This window comes from Mesorhizobium sp. M0292, assembly GCF_040321695.1.
GTDB lineage: Bacteria > Pseudomonadota > Alphaproteobacteria > Rhizobiales > Rhizobiaceae > Mesorhizobium.
The window spans coordinates 549,745-570,275 of record NZ_JAMYSB010000001.1 but is presented as its reverse complement, the minus strand read 5'-3'; the positions used below and the strand labels follow the sequence as shown (position 1 = coordinate 570,275).

Genomic DNA, 20,531 nt, shown 5'->3' with positions numbered 1-20,531 from the left:
ACGGAGCACTTCGTGCAATCCATCCGGGTTCGAAAGCAAAATGTCTTTGACGGCAGCGCTGGCGGTCTTAACTTCAGTCTTGGTCATGGTGGCGTTCCTTCGCGGGAATCAGGTGACGTGAACAATCACCAGCCTGCCATGACCGCCCCCTCTCAGCGAATTTGCAGAACTCTCAGCACACTACCGCATCGAAACAGCAACAGCTTGAGTTGCGCGCAAGGCAACCAAGTAATTTTGGGGAAACGCCATGGCTGACAGACCCTCAATCAGAACTCCGCTAGCTCGAGTGCGGGGCCTTGGATCGGCGAAACACGGAACCGAAACGTTCATGCTGGAGCGGCTGACATCTGCTGCCCTGTTGATCCTTGTCATTTACATCGTCGCGGTCGTTATAATGCTGGTCGGTGAGCCTCGAGACGCCGTCCTCAGCGTCGTAGGATCGATCTATGTCGCGCCAGCCCTTATTGGCTTCATTCTCGTAAGCTGCGTTCACATGCGGCTTGGAATGCAATCGATCATCGAAGATTACTGCCATGCCACCGTGCTCAAATCGCTTCTTCTGATCGCCAATTGGTTATTCTGCTGGGCAGTCGCGCTCGCAAGCTTGTTCGCTGTGCTGTTAATCAGCTTCAGATAGCGATCCGGTTCTCAGCTGCAGCCAACGTCTGCCACCGGCAGGCTGAAGTTCGCCTCAGCGGCGAACCGGGCTGGCTTGCGCAAAGGAGTTCGACAACCCGGCCTCATCTGATTTGCGGCAGCCTGTCCCATTGATGGAAAGGGGGTGGAGAGGTCAGCTCCCACTCCAATGTGGTAGCTCCTGGCCCCCATGGGTTCATGCCGGCGGCTCTTTGCCGGTAGAAAGCTTCCAAGATGCCGAAGAGGAAAATCACGACACTCGCGGCCGACAGGTACGATCCATACGAGGACACCATGTTCCAGCCGGCGAATGCGTCGGGATAGTCGACATAGCGACGCGGCATGCCCGCCAATCCAAGGAAGTGATGGGGGAAGAAGACGAGGTTCACGCCGACGAAGGTCGTCCAGAAATGGACCCCAGCCAGAAGCGGATTGTAGAGATATCCCGTCATTTTCGGAAACCAGTAATACCAGCCCGCGAAGATGCCGAAGATCGCTCCCAGTGAAAGTATGTAGTGGAAATGCGCGACGACGAAGTATGTGTCGTGCAGTTCACGGTCGAGGCCGGCATTTGCGAGTTGAACGCCCGTCACCCCGCCTACGGTGAACAGGAATATGAAGCCGAGGGCCCAGAGCATCGGCGTCCGCAGGCTGACCGAACCGCCCCACATGGTTGCAATCCAGGAGAACACTTTTATCCCGGTCGGCACTGCGATCACCATCGTGGCGAAGGTGAAGTAGCGCTGCGTGTCGAGGCCTATCCCGCTGGTGTACATATGGTGGGCCCAGACGACGAAGCCGATCACCCCGATCGCCACGATTGCGTAGACCATCCCGAGATACCCGAAGATCGGCTTTCGCGAGAAGGTCGAGATCACCTGGCTGACGATGCCGAACGCCGGCAGGATCATGATGTAGACTTCCGGGTGGCCGAAGAACCAGAAGAGATGCTGGTACAGCAGCGGGTCGCCTCCGCCGTCCGGCGCGAAGAACGTGGTTCCGAAATTGCGGTCGGTCAGGAGCATGGTGATGGCGCCGGCCAGCACCGGCAGAGCCAGCAGCAGCAGGAAGGCGGTGATGAGGATCGACCACACAAACAGGGGCATCTTGTGCAGGGTCATCCCCGGCGCGCGCATGTTGAAGATGGTGGTGATGAAGTTGATGGCTCCCAGGATCGAGGAGGCGCCCGCAATGTGCAGAGACAGTATGACCAGATCCACGGCGGGACCGGGATGGCCGGAGGTCGACAGCGGCGGGTACAGGAACCAGCCGGTCCCAGGGCCATAGCCGCCGGGGACGCTGGGCATGAAGATCGACAACAAAAGCAACATCAATGCCGGCGGCAGCAGCCAGAACGAGATGTTGTTCATGCGCGGGAAGGCCATGTCGGGGGCGCCGATCATGATCGGAACCATCCAGTTGGCGAAGCCGCCGATCAGGGCGGGCATCACAGTGTAGAAGATCATGATCAGCGCGTGGGCCGTGGTGAAGACGTTGTAAAGCTGCTTGCCGGCGTCGATCGCCGCGTCGCCCTGGTAACCGTAGATCATCGACGCCAGTCCGGGGAAAAACTGGATCCCGGGTTGCTGCAGCTCGATTCGCATGCTCACCGACAAGAGCATGCCGATCACCCCCGCGATGAAAGCGAAGACCAGATAGAGTGTGCCGATGTCCTTGTGGTTGGTCGAAAACAGCCATCGGGTGATGCCGGTCGGCTGGTGGCTGTCGAGACCGTCCGGATCTGCCGCCGTATATTCGTTCATGGCCTTCTCCGCTTGAGCCGTCCCTCGCCAGCATCGAACCGTGCTGGAACTTGATTGTTCCCTCCACCGAACCGGCGGTAGGAACATTCCAGGGAAGCCGCGGTTAGGTTCCGCGCGGCCGACCCTGCGCGGCTGAGGATCGACGTCCATGCTGGCGATAATTGCTGCGACACTGGTTCTGACGACGGTGGTTGGTGGGCTGATATCCGCCTTCTGGCTCGAGGCGCGTCATGGTCTCCATGACCCCACGCCGCCGGACATGTCGGTGCCCAGGGAACTGAACGCCCCGGCCTGGAGCCGGTGGTCCTGACATGGACGCGATCACCGCGACACTCGACCCGAGAACGCGAGCCGGCTGGCTGCTGCTCGGCTTCGCGCTCGGCGGTTTCTTCGACGGCATCGTCCTGCATCAGATCCTGCAATGGCATCATCTTCTCTCGGGCGTCGCCGATCCGGTGGGTTCCGACCTGCGCTTCCAGATCATGGCCGACGGCCTCTTCCATCTTTTCATGTATGTGCTCGCCGTCGCCGGCACGGTGCTGCTGGTGGCCGCGAGGGCGGCCGGCGCGCGGCCCGGGAGCACCACGGAGATCCTGCGGCTCGCCTTCGCCGGGTTCGGCGTCTGGCATATCGTCGATGCCGTCGTGTTTCACTGGCTGCTGGGTCTGCACCGGATCAAGATGAACAGCGACTTGCCGCTCGCCTGGGATATTGCGTGGCTGGTCATCTTCGGCATCGTGCCGCTTGTGTTGGTGCTGGTGCTGCCCAACCGCGGCGGACCGGCACGCGGTGCTTCGGCAGCGCTTACCAGCATCGTCCTGCTCGCGGGATTGGCAGCCGGCGCCGGCCCGTTCTTCAACGGTGCCGCCAATTCCATCATCGTCTTTCGGGCCGGGATGGAACCGGCGGCGATGATGCGGGCCGTCGAAGTCGCCGACGCCCATCTCAAATGGGTCGACGCCAGCGGCACCATCTGGGCGGTCGACCGCGTCTCGTGGCGCGGGTTGGTATCCCTTCACGCGCGCGGCGCCCTTGTGGTCAGCACGACGCCTGTCATTGCCGGATGCCTCGCCTGGACCGATGCCGCCGGAATGAGCAGTAGCTCCAGCCAGCAGCGAGGCACTCCTGCCAGGCTATGACTTCCGGACAGGGATAGGGGAGTATCAAGCATGCGATTCGCCACCGAGAGCAGCCACGGCCGGAGCCTGACACCGCGCATCGTCGTGGTCGGCGGAGGCTTTGCCGGTCTGGAGGTTGCCAAGGCGCTCGGCAAGGCGGAAATCGGGGTGACGATCATCGACCGCCACAATCACCACCTGTTCCAGCCCTTGCTCTATCAGGTTGCAACCGCCGCCTTGTCGGCGCCTGACATCGCCGAGCCCATCCGCAAGATCCTGGGCCGCTATCCCTCGGTTCAGGTCCTCTTCGGCGATGTCACCGAGATCGGCACCGAGGCCAGGATACTGGTGCTGGCCGATGGGACCACGGTCCCCTACGACATCCTGGTCTTGGCCACTGGTTCGCAGCCATTCTATTTCGGCCAGGAGAGCTGGGCTCGGGTCTGTCCCGGTTTGAAGACCATCGAGGACGCGCGCACGATCCGGTCACGGCTGCTGCTATCGTTCGAGCACGCGGAACGGACCACCGATCCAGTCGAGCAATCCCGGCTGATGACGATCGCCATTATCGGCGGCGGCCCGACCGGTGTCGAACTGGCGGGCTCGATCGCCGAACTCAGCCGGCACACACTGGCGCGCGACTTCCGCAACATCCGGCCCGAGAAGACAAGGATCATACTGGTAGAAGCCGGCGAGCGTCTGCTCGCCGGATTCGCCCCGGAGCTTTCCAGATATGCACGTCTGCGCCTTGAAAGCCTGGGCGTCGAGGTCGCGCTCGGCAACCGGGTCGAGGCGATCGAAGCGCATCAGATCACCGTCGGCGGCCAGGTGATCCCGGTGGCCTTGACGCTCTGGGCCGCCGGGGTGGCGGCTTCTCCGCTGGTCGCCCAGCTTGGTGTCGGGCTCGACCGCGGCGGTCGGGTGAAGGTCGAATCCGACCTGCAGGTCGTCGGCCATCCCGATGTCTTCGCGCTTGGCGACGTCGCACTGGTCCTCGATGGGAACGGCCAGCCATTGCCGGGTCTTGCCCAGGTCGCCAAGCAGCAGGGCGAGCACCTCGGCAAGGCACTGGCACGCCGGATAGATGCTGGCGATACGCTGCCCGCTTTTGTCTTCAGCAATCGAGGCAACACGGCCATTGTCGGCCGCCACGCTGCCGTGTTCGAATCGGGTAGGCTGAAACTGAAAGGCCGGTTCGCCTGGTCTGCCTGGGCGCTCATCCATGTCTACCTGCTCGTCGGTTTTCAGCACCGCGTTCAGGTCTCGATCCAGTGGCTCTGGCGCTACCTGACCTATGAGCGTGGCGCCCGGCTCATCGCCGAGGAGCGAGTCGAACCGGGTTCGAAATCATCGCCGGGAGCGGCCCCGAGAGAGCCGCTGCCAACCAAGGCAGACGCCGCCCCGGCATTGCACGCCCGCACTGACTAGATTGCCGGGTGCTCAGTTCGGAGACAGTGGCGATGCGGGGGTCATCTCTGGATTCCGCCACGGCCCGTCGTCCCACGGCAGCCTGAACCTCGAAAATCGAGGCGGGTGGTTCCCAGCTTGTATCCGGTGCCGGCCTGATGGGATCCGGATGGCACCAGCGGCGTTGCGTCCCTATATGCTCAAATGAACACAGGCTCCTCGAAACGGGAGCTGTTGAACCCTCCTCTTCAGAGACAGCTTGTCATGACGTCACCTGCGACTGCTGAACAACCCCCGGTCATTCAGACGGGGCTTCCCGCCCTGAGCAACAGCTATGGGCAATTGCCGGAGCGCTTCTTCTCGCAAACAGATCCGAAGCCGGTATCCGAACCGCGGCTGATCCGGTTCAACCGGCCCCTCGCGGAGGAACTCGGGCTCGATGCCGACCAGCTTACCAGCCCGGATGGAGTGGCGATGCTTGCCGGCAACAGATTTCCGGAAGGCTTGCAGGCAATCGCCCTGGCTTATGCGGGCCACCAGTTCGGAAACTTCGTGCCTCAGCTTGGCGACGGGCGCGCTCTGCTTCTTGGCGAAGTGGTGGACGTCAACGGCATTCGCCGTGACATCCAGCTGAAGGGATCGGGACCAACGCGGTTCTCGCGCAACGGTGACGGCCGCGCCGCACTCGGCCCTGTCCTGCGCGAATATGTCGTCAGCGAAGCGATGGCGGCGCTCGGCATTCCGACGACGCGAAGCCTTGCGGCGGTGCTCACCGGCGACCCGGTCTATCGCGAGGTCCGGCTGCCCGGCGCCGTCCTGACACGGGTGGCGGCAAGTCATATCAGGATCGGCACGTTCCAATATTTCGCCGCGCGCCACGACACCGAGGCGCTCAAGATATTGGCCAACTATGCCATTCAGCGTCACTTCCCACAGCTGGCGGGGGAAGCACGGCCGTACCGGGCTTTGCTGGAGGCCGTTGTCGCCGCACAGGCGGACCTGGTGGCGCGCTGGATGCTGGTCGGCTTCATCCATGGCGTCATGAACACCGACAACATGTCGATCTCGGGCGAGACGATCGACTATGGCCCATGCGCCTTCATGGACGCTTACGACCCCGGCGCGGTGTTCAGTTCGATAGACCGCGCCGGTCGCTATGCCTATGCCAACCAGCCTCGTGTCGCCACATGGAACCTTGCGCGCTATGCCGAGACCCTGCTGCCGCTCATGAGCACGGACGAGAATGAAGCAGTGTCTGAAGCGGAAGAGGTGCTGAGGTCGTTCCAGGCCTCCTATGAGGCTGTGTTGCAGCGCGGCTTCCGCAGAAAACTCGGACTGCTGACCGAAGCGGAAGGCGACTTGCAGCTCGCTGCCGACTTTCTGGACGTGCTGGCTCACGGCGAAGCGGACTTTACGCTCGGCTTTCGGCGCCTGGGCGATGACCTCGACGCTGCGGACGGCCAAGGCACGGCGCGGCAGTTGTTTAAGGATCCAGGCTCATTCGATGCCTGGTCGGCGCGGTGGCGCCAGCGCATTGCAAGCGAAGCAGCCGACACGGCCACGCGCCGGGCAGCCATGCAATCCGTCAATCCCAAATTCATCCCCCGCAATCATCGCATCGAGGCGATGATCCAGGCGGCGTTGGGCGGCGACTTCACACCGTTCGAGGAGATCCTGGCGGTCGTCAGCCGTCCCTTCGATGAGCAGCCGGGAATGGAACGCTATGCTGAGCCGCCACGCCCGGATGAGCGCGTCCTGCAGACATTCTGCGGTACATGAGACATTCGTGATGGTCGCTTAACATGTGCAAATGCGGAAGACCCATTTGCAAGCTATCGTCACGGGCACTCTCGTAGGGGCTGAGCTATGACGATCATAGAATTGGCATTCGAATTGCTGGCACGGAAGCTCGTAGACCGTACCGGAATATCAGACGAAGATGCTCGAGACCTTGTCTCAGCCATGGGAGCTGACTGGTCATCGCTCGTGCGAGCAGCGAGGGCGATCAAAGAGGCTTAGGTCTTTTGACGTCGTTTTAGCTGCCATCAGCTGCAGGCAGATCGGACCAGAGGCTGCTGCCGCGATCCAGGCGCGACACCGCGCTCGTCACCGATCATGTCAGCAACGTGGTCAAGCACTGTATTTCGGTCGCTCCAATTGACCGGGTACAACACGCTGCTCTCCTGAAAGCCACTGCAGCCCGCTACGCAAGTCGCCGGAAGCTCGCAATAAACTGCGATAGCAGCCCAGGCTTAGGATTTATATTGCAGGCCCGCACCACTGGCGGGGCGACGCGGGCAGGCCGCTGCCGTTCGTTGAAATCCGCGTTGGGAATCAGATTCCGTCGGCACCGAAATCACAGGTGCTGACGAAGCAGACGGAACTTCCCCCCACGATCACGGTTTCGAGTCACGAGACCAACCCAAGGAGATGCAGATGTCGAGCAAAATGCCGCCCGTGCCGCCTGAGAACCAGAGCCAGAAGGGTCGAGGAGAAGGGCGACAGGTTAGCCACGATGATGCCCAGCACGGCACTCACGGAGCGCCGGATCCGGAGCGCCAAGGGCAGCAAGCCAACACCAAGGTCAACACCACTCATCAGGGCCGTCAGCAGGATCGGTGATCATGTCCACATCGAAGAAACACCCGAACACGATCCGGCAGGGCGGGCCAGGCGCATCGCACGAGAACGCCAGAAAACCCCTGCGGGTCAACAAACCCCCGGCGGATGAAGACCGTCGATCCAAAAGCCGAGTTTCAGGGGGTGGCGGTGAAAAGGACAGTCATCATTCGCACAATCCAGCCAAGAAGGGTAGCAACAGTTGAACCCACGGCTTTGTGAATGATTGTGCTAAAGCGCGCCGCGTGTGCATGTCATTGTCTCACAACCGAGCCTTTTTTTGAGTGACATGCATAGCCGGACCAGGGTGAGGATCAGCGAGTCGAGACGCCCGGAAAAACCGGAGGCCGTGGGCCCGCACCACTGGCGGAGCGATGCGGGCCCGGCCAAGGGTTACGGCCCTCGACCAGCAGCGAGGGGCTCGCTGCCGCATGCAGAACAAGCCCCGTAATTTCAGGTTCCGCTAATATACAAAAAAGCCGGCCACCTTTCGGCAGCCGGCCAGTTCCAACAGAACAAGGGAACGTGCACTGATGGGGCAGTGCAACGCCCGAAGTGTTTCGAGGCGACGATGTTCCACCGGAAATCCACGGATTCGCCGTTTCGATCTACATTGGCCGGATTGAAAGATCTTTGACGATCTCTCCCAAGTTCTCGCGGAGCCCGGTCCGACGTGTGGCGCCCTGTCTGCGTCTTGGCTCTCTATGCGGCCAGCAAGCTCATCTTTGAAGAATGCCCGCCGCGACTGCCGCGCGCGTCAAACACCGGCGTGCAATTGGTCGAGCGCGCGGCAGACCGGGGACGCGTCAAGTCGAGCGTCGGTCGACGTAGGTGTAGACGCCGGCCCCAATGGCGACCGCGCCGACCGTGATCACGATCGATGGCGCGCCCATCAAACTGGCAAAGACCGCCCAGATGAGGGCGATGACGATAGCGCCGAGTGTTCCCAGGATCAGTCTCGGCATTGTCTACCCCTCCACGTTCGGGCCGCCCGTGGATGGTCGTCACCCACCGGTCATGCGAAACGCCGCATGAAAGCACAATGTGGCCCATGAGGTGAAGGGCCGCGCCGGAATACTCCGGTGCGGAAAAGATGATGCCCGCGCCGCCAAAGCCCGGGTGTTCAATAGCCAAATGGCTGGACCGGCGCCTAGCGCCTCAGCGCGTGGACTTCCGCCATGCTTTCGCCGCCCATCGGCAGGGCCATGTCATCATCGAGCAGCCGGGTGATGCGGGCAAAGCCCGTAAACGCCTTCCTGGCTGCTTCGGCCGACATTCTGCCCGACAGGGCCGCGGAGCAGCAATTCACGGCGCACTGATACACAGGCCCACGCCGTCCCAATGGCCATTTCTGCAAAAAGACCATCGCTTCGGCAACGCTATCGACTTCCTCGACGGGGTGTCCCTGCCCGCGCGCAATGCGCACGGGCGTAAAGAAATGCAAGCGGTCCATTTTGTTCTCTCCCTGGTCGGCCGCAGCGCGAACCAACCCTACTAAATTCGCGGATGGCGCGTTTGTTCCGCTTATTGCAAAAAAATCTGCGCTGGTGGGCTTGGGTTGCCGACGCCCGCTTTTGTCCGGAACGTTAGGCCGGCTGATGCATTTCGCTCTCGTGATTGCCTTGAGGGACACGTTCAAACCATGCGCATAGCCCATGTCGCCCCTTTGCACGAATCGGTGCCACCCCTTCTCTATGGCGGCACCGAGCGCATCGTTTCCTATCTGACCGAAGGGCTGGTCGAACTCGGCCATGAGGTGACGCTGTTCGCCAGCGGCGACAGCCGGACGTCGGCCAGACTGATACCAGGTCGCGAACGCGCGCTACGCCTCGATCCGCGTCCACTGAAATCGGACACGGCGGCGCATCTTGCGATGCTTGCCGATGTGAGGAACCGAGCCCACGACTTTGATATCATTCATTTTCATCTCAGCCATTTCCTGCATTTCTCGTTCTTCGAGACCATGCCGGACAAGACGGTGACAACGCCTCATGGCCGGCTCGATTATGTCGATCTGGCGCCAGCCTATGAGCGTTTTCCGCGCTTTCCGCTGATCTCGATCTCGCATAGCCAGAAGACCGGGCTTGCGAATGCCAATTGGCTGGCCACCATCCATCACGGGCTGCCGACGGGTCTCTATCAGCCGACCTTCGAGACGGCGGCAGGCGAACCATACCTCGCCTTTCTCGGCCGGCTTTCGCGCGACAAGCGGCCGGACCGGGCCATCGACATCGCCTTGCGCTCGGGCATGAAACTCAAGCTGGCGGCCAAGATCGGCGACGATGATCGCGCCTATTTCCATGAGACGATCGAGCCGTTGATCGATGGCGACCGCATCGACTATGTCGGCGAGATCGCCGAGAGTGAGAAGACTGAATTCCTCGGCAATGCCGCTGGTCTGCTGTTTCCGATAGACTGGCCCGAGCCGTTCGGCCTTGCCGCGATCGAGGCGATGGCGTGCGGTACGCCAACCATCGGCTGGAACTGCGGTGCGTTGCCGGAAGTCATCGACCATGGCGTTACCGGATTTGTCGTCGATTCTCTCGACGCCGCGGTCGCCGCGGTGCCGGCCTTGCTGCAACTCGACCGGCGAAAGGTGCGCGCCGTCTTCGAAAGTCGGTTCTCCGCCAACAGGATGGCGCGCGACTATCTCACTGCCTATGCGCGTCTCATCGGCGCCCCGGCTGAATCGAAAGCGTCGTGAACGACGGCGGACGTTCCGAGCCCGAAACAGAGATTTGTGACTGATGACCGAACTTGACGAGCGCAAGCTCGACCCTGCCGTGGCCCTTGCCTCCCTGGACGAAACCGCGCCGCGCGAGCCGCACCGGCTGTTTGCCCTAAAGCAAGGCGACTGTTTTGCCGTGGCCGATGCCTACGGCGATATCAGGGGTGCGGGCGACGGTTTCTTCCGTGACGACACCCGGGTGCTGTCGGAGTTCAGGCTCACCGTCGGCGGCCGGCAGACATCGCTGCTCGGCGCCTCCCTCAGCCAGGACAATGTGCTGTTCACCAGCAATATGACCAATTTGCCGATGCAAAGCGTCGGTGGCCGCGACATCCCGCAGGGCGCCATCCATATCGAGCGCGTCAGGCTGTTGTGGCAGGACCGGCTGTTCGAGCGCATCACCCTTTCCAACTACAGCCAGGAGCATTCGGCAATCCGCGTCTCGCTGCATTTTGCCGCCGATTTCCGGGACATGTTCGAGGTCCGCGGTTCGACCCGGCCGAAGCGCGGAATGGCGCATGCAGCGGAGATCGAGCCTGCCTCGGTGCTGCTGCGCTATGACGGACTGGACGGGCTGGCGCGGGTGTCGGCGATCTCGTTCTCGCAGCCGCCAGACCAGTTGAGCGCCGAGCGCGCGGATTTCCTCATCGCAGTGACCAAGCGCAGCAGCAAGATGCTTTACGTCGAGGTCGGCGCGGAACTGACCGAAACGCCCGACCGCGACCGCTTCCGGGCGGCCGCGGCGCGCGCCCGTTTCGGCATGCGGGCCAAGCGCCGCCATGGCGCGACGGTGCACAGTTCGGGTCGCGTCTTCAACGATTGGGTCGAACGCGCCCGCGCGGATGTCGCCTTGCTGACCACCGAGTTGTCGACCGGCCCCTACCCCTATGCCGGCATCCCCTGGTTTTCGACGGCCTTCGGCCGTGACGGCGTCATCTCGGCGCTGCAGATGCTATGGCTCAACCCCGGCCTGGCGCGCGGCGTGCTTGCCTTCCTCGCCCAGCACCAGGCGACCGAGACATCGCCTTTCAGCGACTCGCAGCCCGGCAAGATCATGCACGAGACGCGCAAGGGCGAGATGGTGGCGCTGCAGGAACTGCCTTTCGGCCGCTACTATGGCGGCGTCGATACCACGCCGCTCTACATCCACCTCGCCTGCGCCTATGCCGAACGCACCGGCGACATGGACTTCATCGCCAGCCTGTGGCCGTCTCTCTGCGCCGCCGCCAAGTGGACGGAAGAGGCGAGCCGCGCAACCGGCTTCGTCACCTATCAGCGGGCTGCCGAATCCGGCCTTGCGAACCAGGGCTGGAAGGACAGCTTCGACTCCGTCTTCCACGCCGACGGGCGCATTCCCAAGGGGCCGATCGCGCTGGTCGAAGTGCAGGGTTATGTCTTCGCCGCCTTCAGGGGCCTTGCCGCTCTCGCCCGCCGCCGGGGCGAGTTCGCGCAGGCCGAGCACTGGGAAAATCGCGCCGAAGAGATGCGGATCGCCGTCGAGCGTGATTTCTGGCTGGACGATCTCGGCTTCTATGCGCTGGCGATCGACGGCGCCGGAGAGCCGTGCAAGGTGCGCACCTCGAATGCCGGACACCTGCTCTATGTCGGCCTGCCCGAACCGGCGCGGGCTAAGATGGTCGCCGACCAGTTGCTTTCGGCTTCCTTCCACTCCGGCTGGGGGGTGCGAACGCTTTCCGACGACGCTGTGCTGTTCAACCCGATGTCGTACCACAATGGTTCCATCTGGCCGCATGACACGGCGATGTGCGGCGCCGGCCTGGCGCGGTTCGGCGAGCGTGACAGCGTGGTGCGGCTGATGAGCGGTACGTTCGAATCGGCAGTGCATTTCAACATGCGACTGCCGGAACTGTTCTGCGGTTTCACCCGCTCGCCGGGCGAAGCGCCGATCGCCTACCCCGTCGCCTGCCTGCCGCAAGCGTGGTCGGCAGGCTCGGCCTTCATGCTGATGCAGGCGTGCCTCGGTCTGGAAATCGACGGCTGGAACGGCGAAATCCACGTCACTCGACCCCGTTTGCCGATCGGCATCGATACGCTGACGCTCAGGCATCTGGGTGTCGGCGAAAAGAGGGTCGATCTTACCTTCCAGCGCGTCGGCGACCGCGTCGTCGCCTTTCTCGCCGACCGCCATGAAGGGCTGGTTCCGCTGATCGTGCGGACATGATCTGAACGGCCTTCAACGGGAACCGAACCCAGGGTTTGTGCGTTGCGAAAAACACAGGTTCTCACGGGCGATCGTCGGCTGCGAACACTCAAATGGAACCATGAAGAAAAAGGCCCTGACGGCCAAAATTGAGTTGGAATTGGAATGACTGATTATGGCATGGCCCTGCTCTGGGTCTTGATCCTTGCAAGCCTTGGCCTTTCGATTCTAGCCGTTCTGTTATCGATCTCCAGGCAACGTCGTAGCCATAGCTTGACGGTTGCACCGACTGCCGGCGAGGACGTCGCATCGGAAGCGACGCGCAAGGTTTTGCGGGAGTTCGAGAAGAATGGACAATCTCCCGACGCGGCGCTGGTGAACTGGTCGCCCGACACCTTGCGTAAGATACTTGCCGACGACCTGCCGGACGCGCAGGTCATCGTCGTCTCGAACCGAGAACCCTATATCCACAACATCAAGGACGACGGCGTCGAGCTTCTGGTGCCGGCCAGCGGCCTGGTGTCGGCGCTTGAGCCTATCACCCGCGCCTGCAGCGGCACCTGGATCGCCTATGGCGGCGGAACGGCGGATCGTCTGACGGTCGATAGCAACGATCGGGTTCAGGTGCCGCCGGACAATCCGTCGTATACGCTGCGCCGCGTGTGGCTGAGCGACGACGAATATCAGGGCTACTATCTCGGCTTTGCCAATGAAGGGCTTTGGCCGCTCTGCCATATCGCCTTCACCCGGCCGGTCTTCCGTGCCTCGGACTGGGAGGCCTATGAGGCCGTCAACCGCAAATTCGCCGATATGGTGGTTGCCGAGGCGCGCAATGAGCGGCCGATCGTGCTGGTTCAGGATTACCATTTCGCGCTCCTGCCGCGCATGATCCGCGAGCGCCTGCCGGAGGCGATCATCATCACCTTCTGGCACATCCCGTGGCCGAACTCCGAAGTGTTCAGCATCTGCCCATGGCGCGAACGCGTTCTTGATGGACTGCTCGGGAGCTCGATCATCGGCTTTCACACCCAGTTTCATGCCAATAATTTCACTGAAAGCGTAGACCGGTTCCTGGAAAGCCGCATCGAGCGCGCCGACGCCGCGATCTCGTATGGCGGGCGGACGACCCTGGTGCACGCCTATCCCATCTCCATCGAATGGCCGGCCGAACTCCTGGCCAAACTGCCACCGGTCGAGGAAAGCCGCGCCCGCCTGCGTGAGCGGTTCGGCCTGTCGGCGGACGTCAAGCTGTGCGTCGGCGTCGAGCGCCTGGACTACACCAAGGGCATCCTCGACCGCTTCCATGCGCTGGACGAATTGTTTACGCGCCACCCCGAGTGGATCGGCAAGGTAGTGTTCCTGCAGATTGCTGCCCCAAGCCGCGGCACGCTGCCGGCCTACCAGCAACTGCACGATGAATGCATGCGCTATGCCAACGAACTCAACCAGCGCTACGGTCATGACGGGTACAAGCCCGTGGTCATGGTGGCTGAGCACCATTCGCAGCAACAGGTCTATGAGATCTATCGCGCCGCCGACATCTGCATGGTCACCAGCCTGCATGACGGCATGAACCTCGTAGCCAAGGAATTCGTCGCCGCGCGTGACGACGAACAGGGCGTGCTGTTGCTCAGCACGTTTGCCGGCGCGTCGCGCGAACTGCTGGAAGCACTGATCGTCAATCCTTACGACGCGGCGATGATGAGCCAGGTGCTGCTGCAGGCGCTGACCATGTCACCGGACGAACAACGCGAGCGCATGCGCCCGATGCGCGAAATAGTGCGCGACAACAATGTCTTTCGCTGGGCCGGCAGCATGCTGCTCGATGCGGCGCGCCTGCGCAAACGCGGCGACCTCGAAAGAGCGACAAGTGTCGCCGAGCGGCCCGCAAACACCGGCAGCAACATCGTCTCACTGTTCGACCGCATGCGGAAGGTGGCGTCATGAATAGCCTGTCGAAAGCACCGGGCCTGCCAACCGCACCCGACCTGCCGGAAGGTCAATGGGCGCTTTTCCTCGACATCGACGGCACGTTGCTGGAGCACGCCGCGCACCCCGACGCCGTGTCCGTGAGCGACGAACTGCGCAACCTCCTCGGCGCCGTCGACAAACGGCTGGACGGCGCCGTCGCCTTTATCACCGGCCGCTCGGTCGAGGGCGCCGACCGCCTGTTTCATCCGTTGAAGCTGCGTGTTGCCGGTCTCTATGGGCTGGAACACCGGCTGACGCCGGACGGCCCGGTCGTTACCGCGGATGCTCCCGCCGATATCGCTGCCCTTGCCGACGCCATCGAGGCCGAACTCGATGACGGCCTTGTTCATATCGAGCGCAAGGGTCCGATCCTCGCCATCCATACGCGTGCGGCGCCGCATCTGCTGGCCAGGGCAACGCATCTTGTCGAACAGGCTTTGACCGAGCTTCCCAAGGGCTATCGGGTTATCCCGGGCAATGCCGGCGTCGAACTCATGCCGCTCGAAGCCGCCAAGGGCGCTGCCGTGCGGCGTTTCATGGCAATCCCGCCCTTTGCCGGACGGCGGCCGGTCTTTCTCGGCGACGACACCGCCGACGAAAACGGTTTCGAGGCGATCAACGAGGCCGGCGGCATCTCGATCCGGGTCAAGCCGCGTGGGCCGACCGTGGCCCAATACAGGCTCGATGATGTCACCTGCGCGATAGCTTGGCTTGCCGCCAATTTCGACGCATCACCGGCTCTCAACCGCAAAGCGTCCTGATCGCTGCCGCCTGCGGATCGAATCAAGATACGCCGCGTTTGCGCCGACCTTCGCCAAAAGCCGATCGATAAGCGCTGTTCTCATTGAATATCTTTAAGGCCAAAGCCGGCAAATGGATTGCTTGCCGGTTCCCCTGCGTCAGGCATAACCTGCGCAGTCGACGCGTGAGGGCGCGTGCGGCATCAAGGGGAGGACATCGCAGTGACCATACAAGGCGCATCACCTGATCTATACAATGAGGATCTGGCTCCGGCCAAAGTCCGAAACTGGGGGCCGTTCTCGATCTTCAACGTCTGGACGTCGGACGTCCACAGCCTCTGGGGCTATTATCTCGCCGCAAGCCTGTTCCTGTTTTGCGGCGGCTTCGTCAATTTCATCATCGCCATCGGCATCGGTTCGCTGATCATCTACGCGCTGATGAACATGGTCGGCTATGCCGGCGTGAAGACCGGCGTGCCCTACCCCGTGCTGGCGCGCGCCTCCTTCGGCATCTGGGGCGCCAACATTCCGGCCCTGGTGCGCGCCATCGTCGCCTGCTTCTGGTACGGCGCGCAGACGGCGGCGGCATCGGGCGCGATCGTGGCGTTGCTGATCCGCTCGCAATGGTTCGCCGATTTCAACGCCAACACGCATTTCCTCGGCCACACGGGTCTGGAAGTGATCTGTTTTGTGGTCATCTGGGCACTGCAATTGCTGATCATCCAGAACGGCATGGAAACGGTGCGCCGCTTCCAGGATTGGGCCGGACCGGCGGTGTGGGTGATGATGTTGATCCTGGCGATCTATCTCTGTGTAAAATCCGGGAGATTTGCCTTCACCAGCGACATCCCGATGGATGTGCTGCTCGACAAGACAAAGGATGCCGGCGTACCCGGAACCCCTGGCTCCTGGACGTCGCTGTTTGCGGTGGCGGCGATCTGGGTCACCTATTTCTCAGCGCTCTATCTCAATTTCTGCGATTTCGCCCGCTATGCCCCAGACAAGGCATCGCTGCGCAAGGGCAACATCTGGGGCCTGCCGATCAATCTCATCCTGTTCTCGCTGGTCGCCGGCGTGACCACCATCGCTGCCTTCGACGTGTATGGCGAAGTGCTTCTGCATCCCGACCAGATCTCGGCGAAATTCGACAGCTGGTTCCTGGCAGCGCTTGCAGCCCTGACTTTTGCCGTGGCGACGCTCGGCATCAATGTGGTGGCAAACTTCGTCTCGCCGGCCTTCGACTTCTCCAATGTCTTTCCCCGGCAGATCGACTTCAAGAAGGGCGGCTATATCGCAGCTGTGATCGCGCTGGTGCTCTATCCCTTCGCGCCGTGGGAAGGCAGTGCCGCATCTTTCGTCAACGTCATCGGCGCGACGATGGGGCCGATCTTCGGGGTGATGATGGTCGACTACTATCTGATCCGGAAGGGCGAGGTCGACGTCGAGGCACTGTACCGCGAAGATGGCGAGTTCCGCTTCCAGGGCGGCTGGCACGTCAACGCCTTCATAGCAGCCGGCATCGGCGCCATCTTCTCCTCGGTCCTGCCGAACTTCACGAACCTGCTACCGGCATGGTGGGGCGTTTATGGCTGGTTCTTCGGCGTCGGCATTGCAGGGGTCATCTACTACGTCCTTCGCACCGCCGCCCTTGGCGCAGGGGCCAGGACGGCGAAGGCGTGAAATGAGAGATAGGGAGTAGTCAGTAGTCAGTAGTCAGTAGTCAGTAGTCAGTAGGGAATAATATACCCCTACTCCCTACTCCCTACTCCCTACTCCCTACTCCCTACTCCCTACTCCCTACTCCCTACTCCCTACTCCCTACTCCCTACTCCCTACCATCTCAGCCAACCTCCGCACCGTGTTCCAGTTGCGTGCGGTGCCGATGCCCATGCGCTTGTGGTTCATGGCAGCGAGCAGCCGCGAGCTTGGCCGCTCGCGCGAAAAGACGACCCAGATGTCACCGTCGACCGAAGCCACCTTCTCGTCCTCCGCGGCATAGGCCTGGAGCGCGGCCACACCATCCGCTGGCGCTGGCTTGCGCATCACCCGCACAGCCACCTGATCGCCTGCCTCGGCAGAGTCGGCCGGGAATGGGTTGCCGGCGGCAAGTTTCAGCCAATCCTCGGCAGTGCGCACGATGATGACGACATTGCGGCCGAAGGTTTTTTCGAAGGCCGTTTCCAACTGCTGTTCCAGCTTGGCGATGCCGGTCGCCCGTGTCTCGAAGACCAGATTGCCGGTCGCCACCAGGGTGCGCGGGTTCTTCAGCCCAAGCTGTTCAGCCATCGCCTTGAGGTCGGCCATGACGACCCGGCGGCCTTCGCCGAGGATAATGCTGTAGAGCAGCGCAACATAGGTCTGCATCAGCTGCGAAACCTCACCGTGGCCCTAGACCAGTCGCGACTGGTCCACCGCGGCCGAGATGAAGCTGGCGAACAGGGGATGCGGCTCAAGCGGCCGGCTCTTCAGCTCCGGATGGTACTGGACGCCGATGAACCAGGGATGGTCGGGGTATTCGACCGTTTCCGGCAGCACGCCGTCGGGCGACATGCCGGCAAACACCAGGCCGCAATCTTCCAGCCGCTCCTTGTAGTCGATATTGACCTCGTAGCGGTGGCGATGGCGCTCGGAAATCTGGGTGTCGCCATAGATGTCGGCGATCTTCGAACCCTTGGCGAGTTCAGCCTGATAGGCGCCAAGCCGCATGGTGCCGCCGAGATCGCCCGTTTCGCGGCGCTTCTCCAGCATGTTGCCTTTCAGCCATTCGGTCATCAGGCCGACGACCGGCTCGTCGGTCGGACCGAATTCGGTCGACGAGGCGTGTTCGACGCCGGCCAGCGAGCGCGCTGCCTCGATGCAGGCCATCTGCATGCCGAAGCAGATGCCGAAATACGGCACCTTGCGCTCGCGGGCGAATTTCGCCGCCAGGATCTTGCCTTCCGAGCCGCGCTCGCCGAAGCCGCCGGGCACCAGGATGCCATGCACCTTTTCCAGCCACGGCGTCGGGTCTTCCTTCTCGAAAATCTCGCTCTCGATCCAGTCGAGCTTGACCTTGACGCGGTTGGCCATGCCGCCATGCGACAAAGCCTCGATCAGCGATTTGTAGGCATCCTTGAGGCCGGTGTATTTGCCGACAATGGCGATCGTTACCTCGCCTTCCGGATTGTGGATGCGGTTGGACACGGCCTGCCAAGGCTCCATGCGCGGCTTCGGCGCCGGATCGATACCGAAGGCGGCCAGCACTTCCGAATCGAGCCCTTCCTTGTGGTAAGCCATCGGCACGTCATAGATGTGGGGCACGTCGAGCGCCTGGATGACGGCACTTTCGCGCACATTGCAGAACAGCGACAGTTTTCTGCGCTCTTCCTTGGGGATGGCGCGGTCGGCGCGGACCAGCAGGATATCGGGCGCGATGCCGATGCCGCGCAGTTCCTTGACCGAATGCTGGGTCGGCTTGGTCTTCAGCTCGCCGGCCGTGGGGATGTAAGGCATCAAGGTCAGGTGGACATAGACGGCGTTGTTGCGCGGCAGATCGTTGCCGAGCTGGCGGATCGCCTCGAGAAACGGCATCGCCTCGATATCGCCAACCGTGCCGCCGATTTCGCACAGCACGAAATCATAGTCGTCATTGCCGTCGAGCACGAAATTCTTGATCTCATCGGTGACATGCGGAATGACCTGCACGGTGGCACCGAGATAGTCGCCGCGCCGTTCGCGCTCGATGATGTTCTTGTAGATGCGGCCGGTGGTGATGTTGTCCTGCTGGTTGGCCGAGCGGCCGGTGAAGCGCTCGTAATGGCCAAGATCGAGATCGGTCTCGGCGCCGTCATCGGTGACGAAAACCTCGCCATGCTGGTAAGGCGACATCGTTCCGGGATCGACATTGAGATAGGGATCGAGCTTTTTGATGCGTGCGCGATAGCCTCGCGCCTGCAAGAGAGCCCCAAGGGCCGCTGCAGCGATGCCTTTTCCAAGTGAGGAAACCACGCCGCCTGTGATGAATACATATCGCGCCATGGGAGTCATCGCTTAACGCGGCCGAATTGATTCCGCCAGAGAAAAAACCGCCGCTGAGGCTTTTTCCAGAGAAGGCGCGATAGTCCCGAGGTTCGAGACTGGTGTTTTGGTCAAAACAAAAGGGCCGGCAAAAGCCGGCCCTTTCGGCAGGTTTGTGAAAGCGTCAGATGATGACGACCTTGGTGCCGACCCTGACGCGGCTGTAGAGGTCCATGACGTGCTCGTTGATCATGCGGAAGCAGCCATTGGAAGCGCTGGTTCCGATCGACTGCGGCGCGATGGTGCCGTGGATGCGCAGATGCGTGTCCTTCTTGCCGTCGTAGAGATAGATGGCGCGGGCGCCGAGCGGGTTCTGGCCGCCGCCGGGCATGCCGTCCTTGTACTGGCCGTAATGCTTGGGTTCGCGCTTCTGCATGTCAAGCGTCGGGATCCAGCGCGGCCATTCCTGCTTGTCGCCAACGGCAACCTTGCCCTTGAACTGCAGGCCTTCGCGGCCGACCGCGATCGCATAGCGGCGGGCGGTGAAAGCCGATTCGACGAGGTAGAGGCGGCGCGCGCTGGTATCGATGACGATCGTACCCGGCTCATAGCCGCTGAATTCGACGTCCTGCGGCACGAATTCCGGCTTCACCTTGAACTGCTTCTTGGCTTGCCGCTTGGCGAGAGCCTGGTCGAGCGCGCGCGTTTCGGGGAGATAGGCAATCGACGAGGCAGAGGACGTGCCGCCGAACAGGCCGGCGAACAGTCCGCCACTCGTCGGCTTCTGGCCCGGGGCCTCGCTGCGCAATTCGCCATTGTTGCCGGTCAGCGCGATATTCATCGCTTCGGCCGGAAGCGGTTCAGCCGATTCGATCGGCTCGATCGGCGCGATCGGGTCAACCGGAGCGATGATCTTGGTGGTCTTCTTGCCTGGCTTGGCGTCGGCAACCACGACCGGCTTGCCCTTGCTTGCCAGGAACGCCTGGCGCTGGGCATCGGCCCTGGCTTTCGCCGCATCGCGCATCGCCAGCTTGCGGGCCTCGAGCGCCTTGACGCGGGCGAGATCCCTGTCGGCGGCGATCTTGTCTTCGAGCTTGCTGATCTGAGCCAGATCATCCGGGCTCGGGTTTTTCTTCTTCTTGAGAAGCTTCAGCTGCGTCGCATCGCTCTTGGCGGCGACGTTGATGACAGCGGTTTTGCCAACCGCCTGCGGTGAGGTCATTGCCGGAGTGCCGGCGAAGACCGCGGAGCTCATGCCGAATACGGCACAAAACCCCATGAAAATGAAGCTGCGAAGCTGCATGGCGAAGATCCGATCGTTCAATGCTTGTTGCCCACGGCGTCGCCCGGCGCCCCCCCAAGGGCGCAGAAAGTGCCGCCGGCAATCTATAA

19 protein-coding genes are annotated in these 20,531 nt (G+C 62.2%); 13 read left to right on the top strand and 6 right to left on the bottom strand.

Annotated elements, in window-relative coordinates; genetic code table 11:
* Both NKI96_RS02860 and sdhD read left to right on the top strand, forming a co-directional pair.
* Positions 1-255, top strand: a 255-nt coding sequence (locus NKI96_RS02860) for a hypothetical protein (RefSeq protein WP_352802815.1), incomplete at its 5' end; no start/stop codon positions are given.
* On the top strand, positions 248-637 hold the full coding sequence (gene sdhD / locus NKI96_RS02855) for a succinate dehydrogenase, hydrophobic membrane anchor protein (RefSeq protein ID WP_027050929.1): 390 nt from the start codon (positions 248-250) through the stop codon (positions 635-637). The genes NKI96_RS02860 and sdhD, both read left to right, overlap by 8 nt.
* Before the next feature lie 103 nt (positions 638-740).
* Here sdhD and ctaD read toward each other — a convergent pair whose 3' ends face one another.
* On the bottom strand, positions 741-2,399 hold the full coding sequence (gene ctaD, locus NKI96_RS02850; protein WP_023693467.1) for a cytochrome c oxidase subunit I: 1,659 nt from the start codon (positions 2,397-2,399) through the stop codon (positions 741-743).
* A gap of 148 nt (positions 2,400-2,547) precedes the next feature.
* Between ctaD and NKI96_RS02845 the strand changes: the two genes are divergently transcribed.
* The 6 genes from NKI96_RS02845 (at position 2,548) to NKI96_RS02820 (ending at position 7,749) form a co-directional block, all read left to right on the top strand.
* Positions 2,548-2,709: a hypothetical protein gene (locus NKI96_RS02845; RefSeq protein ID WP_352497363.1), complete on the top strand. Its 162-nt coding sequence runs from the start codon at positions 2,548-2,550 to the stop codon at positions 2,707-2,709.
* A gap of 1 nt (position 2,710) precedes the next feature.
* Positions 2,711-3,538: a DUF2243 domain-containing protein gene (locus NKI96_RS02840; protein ID WP_352802813.1), complete on the top strand. Its 828-nt coding sequence runs from the start codon at positions 2,711-2,713 to the stop codon at positions 3,536-3,538.
* A 30-nt stretch (positions 3,539-3,568) separates the two neighbouring features.
* Positions 3,569-4,945 (top strand): NAD(P)/FAD-dependent oxidoreductase, encoded by a 1,377-nt coding sequence (locus NKI96_RS02835; RefSeq protein ID WP_352802809.1) that lies wholly within the window; start codon positions 3,569-3,571, stop codon positions 4,943-4,945.
* 243 nt (positions 4,946-5,188) lie between these two features.
* Positions 5,189-6,703: a protein adenylyltransferase SelO gene (locus NKI96_RS02830; RefSeq protein WP_023715805.1), complete on the top strand. Its 1,515-nt coding sequence runs from the start codon at positions 5,189-5,191 to the stop codon at positions 6,701-6,703.
* A gap of 657 nt (positions 6,704-7,360) precedes the next feature.
* Positions 7,361-7,546 (top strand): hypothetical protein, encoded by a 186-nt coding sequence (locus NKI96_RS02825; RefSeq protein WP_023688550.1) that lies wholly within the window; start codon positions 7,361-7,363, stop codon positions 7,544-7,546.
* A gap of 2 nt (positions 7,547-7,548) precedes the next feature.
* On the top strand, positions 7,549-7,749 hold the full coding sequence (locus NKI96_RS02820; RefSeq protein ID WP_081727376.1) for a hypothetical protein: 201 nt from the start codon (positions 7,549-7,551) through the stop codon (positions 7,747-7,749).
* A 600-nt stretch (positions 7,750-8,349) separates the two neighbouring features.
* On the opposite strand, the gene NKI96_RS02815 is transcribed toward NKI96_RS02820, so the two are convergent.
* The gene (locus tag NKI96_RS02815) at positions 8,350-8,508 is read right to left on the bottom strand and encodes a hypothetical protein (protein WP_023672685.1); all 159 of its coding nucleotides are present in this window, start codon (positions 8,506-8,508) and stop codon (positions 8,350-8,352) included.
* 185 nt (positions 8,509-8,693) lie between these two features.
* Positions 8,694-9,200 carry a DUF982 domain-containing protein gene (locus tag NKI96_RS32505; protein WP_373432840.1) on the bottom strand — a complete coding sequence of 169 codons (507 nt, stop codon included), beginning with the start codon at positions 9,198-9,200 and terminating at the stop codon, positions 8,694-8,696.
* Here NKI96_RS32505 and NKI96_RS02805 point away from each other — a divergent pair.
* From NKI96_RS02805 to NKI96_RS02785, 5 genes are all read left to right on the top strand, one after another.
* Entirely contained in the window at positions 9,186-10,247 is a 1,062-nt protein-coding gene (locus tag NKI96_RS02805; RefSeq protein WP_023672687.1) for a glycosyltransferase family 4 protein, read from the top strand. The two genes, NKI96_RS32505 and NKI96_RS02805, sit on opposite strands and share 15 nt — an antisense overlap.
* Positions 10,248-10,290: 43 nt before the next feature.
* Positions 10,291-12,453, top strand: a complete 2,163-nt coding sequence (locus NKI96_RS02800; RefSeq protein WP_023688553.1) for an amylo-alpha-1,6-glucosidase — start codon at positions 10,291-10,293, stop codon at positions 12,451-12,453.
* 144 nt (positions 12,454-12,597) lie between these two features.
* Positions 12,598-14,379: an alpha,alpha-trehalose-phosphate synthase (UDP-forming) gene (locus NKI96_RS02795; protein WP_352802806.1), complete on the top strand. Its 1,782-nt coding sequence runs from the start codon at positions 12,598-12,600 to the stop codon at positions 14,377-14,379.
* Entirely contained in the window at positions 14,376-15,164 is a 789-nt protein-coding gene (gene otsB / locus NKI96_RS02790; RefSeq protein WP_023702849.1) for a trehalose-phosphatase, read from the top strand. Before NKI96_RS02795 ends, otsB begins: the two co-directional genes overlap by 4 nt.
* 201 nt (positions 15,165-15,365) lie before the next feature.
* Positions 15,366-16,823: an NCS1 family nucleobase:cation symporter-1 gene (locus tag NKI96_RS02785; RefSeq protein ID WP_023688556.1), complete on the top strand. Its 1,458-nt coding sequence runs from the start codon at positions 15,366-15,368 to the stop codon at positions 16,821-16,823.
* Positions 16,824-16,961: 138 nt separating this feature from the next.
* Here the strand turns inward: NKI96_RS02785 and NKI96_RS02780 are convergent, their stop codons facing one another.
* From NKI96_RS02780 to NKI96_RS02770, 3 genes are all read right to left on the bottom strand, one after another.
* Positions 16,962-17,507, bottom strand: coding sequence for a DUF1697 domain-containing protein (locus NKI96_RS02780; protein ID WP_352802803.1), 546 nt, complete (start codon positions 17,505-17,507; stop codon positions 16,962-16,964).
* A 24-nt stretch (positions 17,508-17,531) separates the two neighbouring features.
* The gene (pyrG, locus tag NKI96_RS02775) at positions 17,532-19,169 is read right to left on the bottom strand and encodes a CTP synthase (RefSeq protein WP_081725397.1); all 1,638 of its coding nucleotides are present in this window, start codon (positions 19,167-19,169) and stop codon (positions 17,532-17,534) included.
* Positions 19,170-19,323: 154 nt separating this feature from the next.
* Complete coding sequence (locus tag NKI96_RS02770; RefSeq protein WP_023693456.1) at positions 19,324-20,442, bottom strand: L,D-transpeptidase; 1,119 nt, start codon at positions 20,440-20,442, stop codon at positions 19,324-19,326.
* Between the last annotated feature and the right edge of the window lie 89 nt (positions 20,443-20,531).

What these genes read in the sequence shown, in the direction of transcription:
- ctaD (WP_023693467.1), bottom strand. Translation starts at nt 2,399, where the DNA reads ATGAACGAATATACGGCGGCAGATCCGGACGGTCTCGACAGCCACCAG.
- NKI96_RS02835 (WP_352802809.1), top strand. Translation starts at nt 3,569, where the DNA reads ATGCGATTCGCCACCGAGAGCAGCCACGGCCGGAGCCTGACACCGCGC.
- pyrG (WP_081725397.1), bottom strand. Translation starts at nt 19,169, where the DNA reads ATGACTCCCATGGCGCGATATGTATTCATCACAGGCGGCGTGGTTTCC.
- otsB (WP_023702849.1), top strand. Translation starts at nt 14,376, where the DNA reads ATGAATAGCCTGTCGAAAGCACCGGGCCTGCCAACCGCACCCGACCTG.
- NKI96_RS02815 (WP_023672685.1), bottom strand. Translation starts at nt 8,508, where the DNA reads ATGCCGAGACTGATCCTGGGAACACTCGGCGCTATCGTCATCGCCCTC.
- NKI96_RS02830 (WP_023715805.1), top strand. Translation starts at nt 5,189, where the DNA reads ATGACGTCACCTGCGACTGCTGAACAACCCCCGGTCATTCAGACGGGG.
- NKI96_RS02840 (WP_352802813.1), top strand. Translation starts at nt 2,711, where the DNA reads ATGGACGCGATCACCGCGACACTCGACCCGAGAACGCGAGCCGGCTGG.
- NKI96_RS32505 (WP_373432840.1), bottom strand. Translation starts at nt 9,200, where the DNA reads ATGGGCTATGCGCATGGTTTGAACGTGTCCCTCAAGGCAATCACGAGA.
- NKI96_RS02795 (WP_352802806.1), top strand. Translation starts at nt 12,598, where the DNA reads ATGACTGATTATGGCATGGCCCTGCTCTGGGTCTTGATCCTTGCAAGC.
- NKI96_RS02825 (WP_023688550.1), top strand. Translation starts at nt 7,361, where the DNA reads ATGTCGAGCAAAATGCCGCCCGTGCCGCCTGAGAACCAGAGCCAGAAG.
- sdhD (WP_027050929.1), top strand. Translation starts at nt 248, where the DNA reads ATGGCTGACAGACCCTCAATCAGAACTCCGCTAGCTCGAGTGCGGGGC.
- NKI96_RS02845 (WP_352497363.1), top strand. Translation starts at nt 2,548, where the DNA reads ATGCTGGCGATAATTGCTGCGACACTGGTTCTGACGACGGTGGTTGGT.
- NKI96_RS02800 (WP_023688553.1), top strand. Translation starts at nt 10,291, where the DNA reads ATGACCGAACTTGACGAGCGCAAGCTCGACCCTGCCGTGGCCCTTGCC.
- NKI96_RS02820 (WP_081727376.1), top strand. Translation starts at nt 7,549, where the DNA reads ATGTCCACATCGAAGAAACACCCGAACACGATCCGGCAGGGCGGGCCA.
- NKI96_RS02805 (WP_023672687.1), top strand. Translation starts at nt 9,186, where the DNA reads ATGCGCATAGCCCATGTCGCCCCTTTGCACGAATCGGTGCCACCCCTT.
- NKI96_RS02770 (WP_023693456.1), bottom strand. Translation starts at nt 20,442, where the DNA reads ATGCAGCTTCGCAGCTTCATTTTCATGGGGTTTTGTGCCGTATTCGGC.
- NKI96_RS02780 (WP_352802803.1), bottom strand. Translation starts at nt 17,507, where the DNA reads ATGCAGACCTATGTTGCGCTGCTCTACAGCATTATCCTCGGCGAAGGC.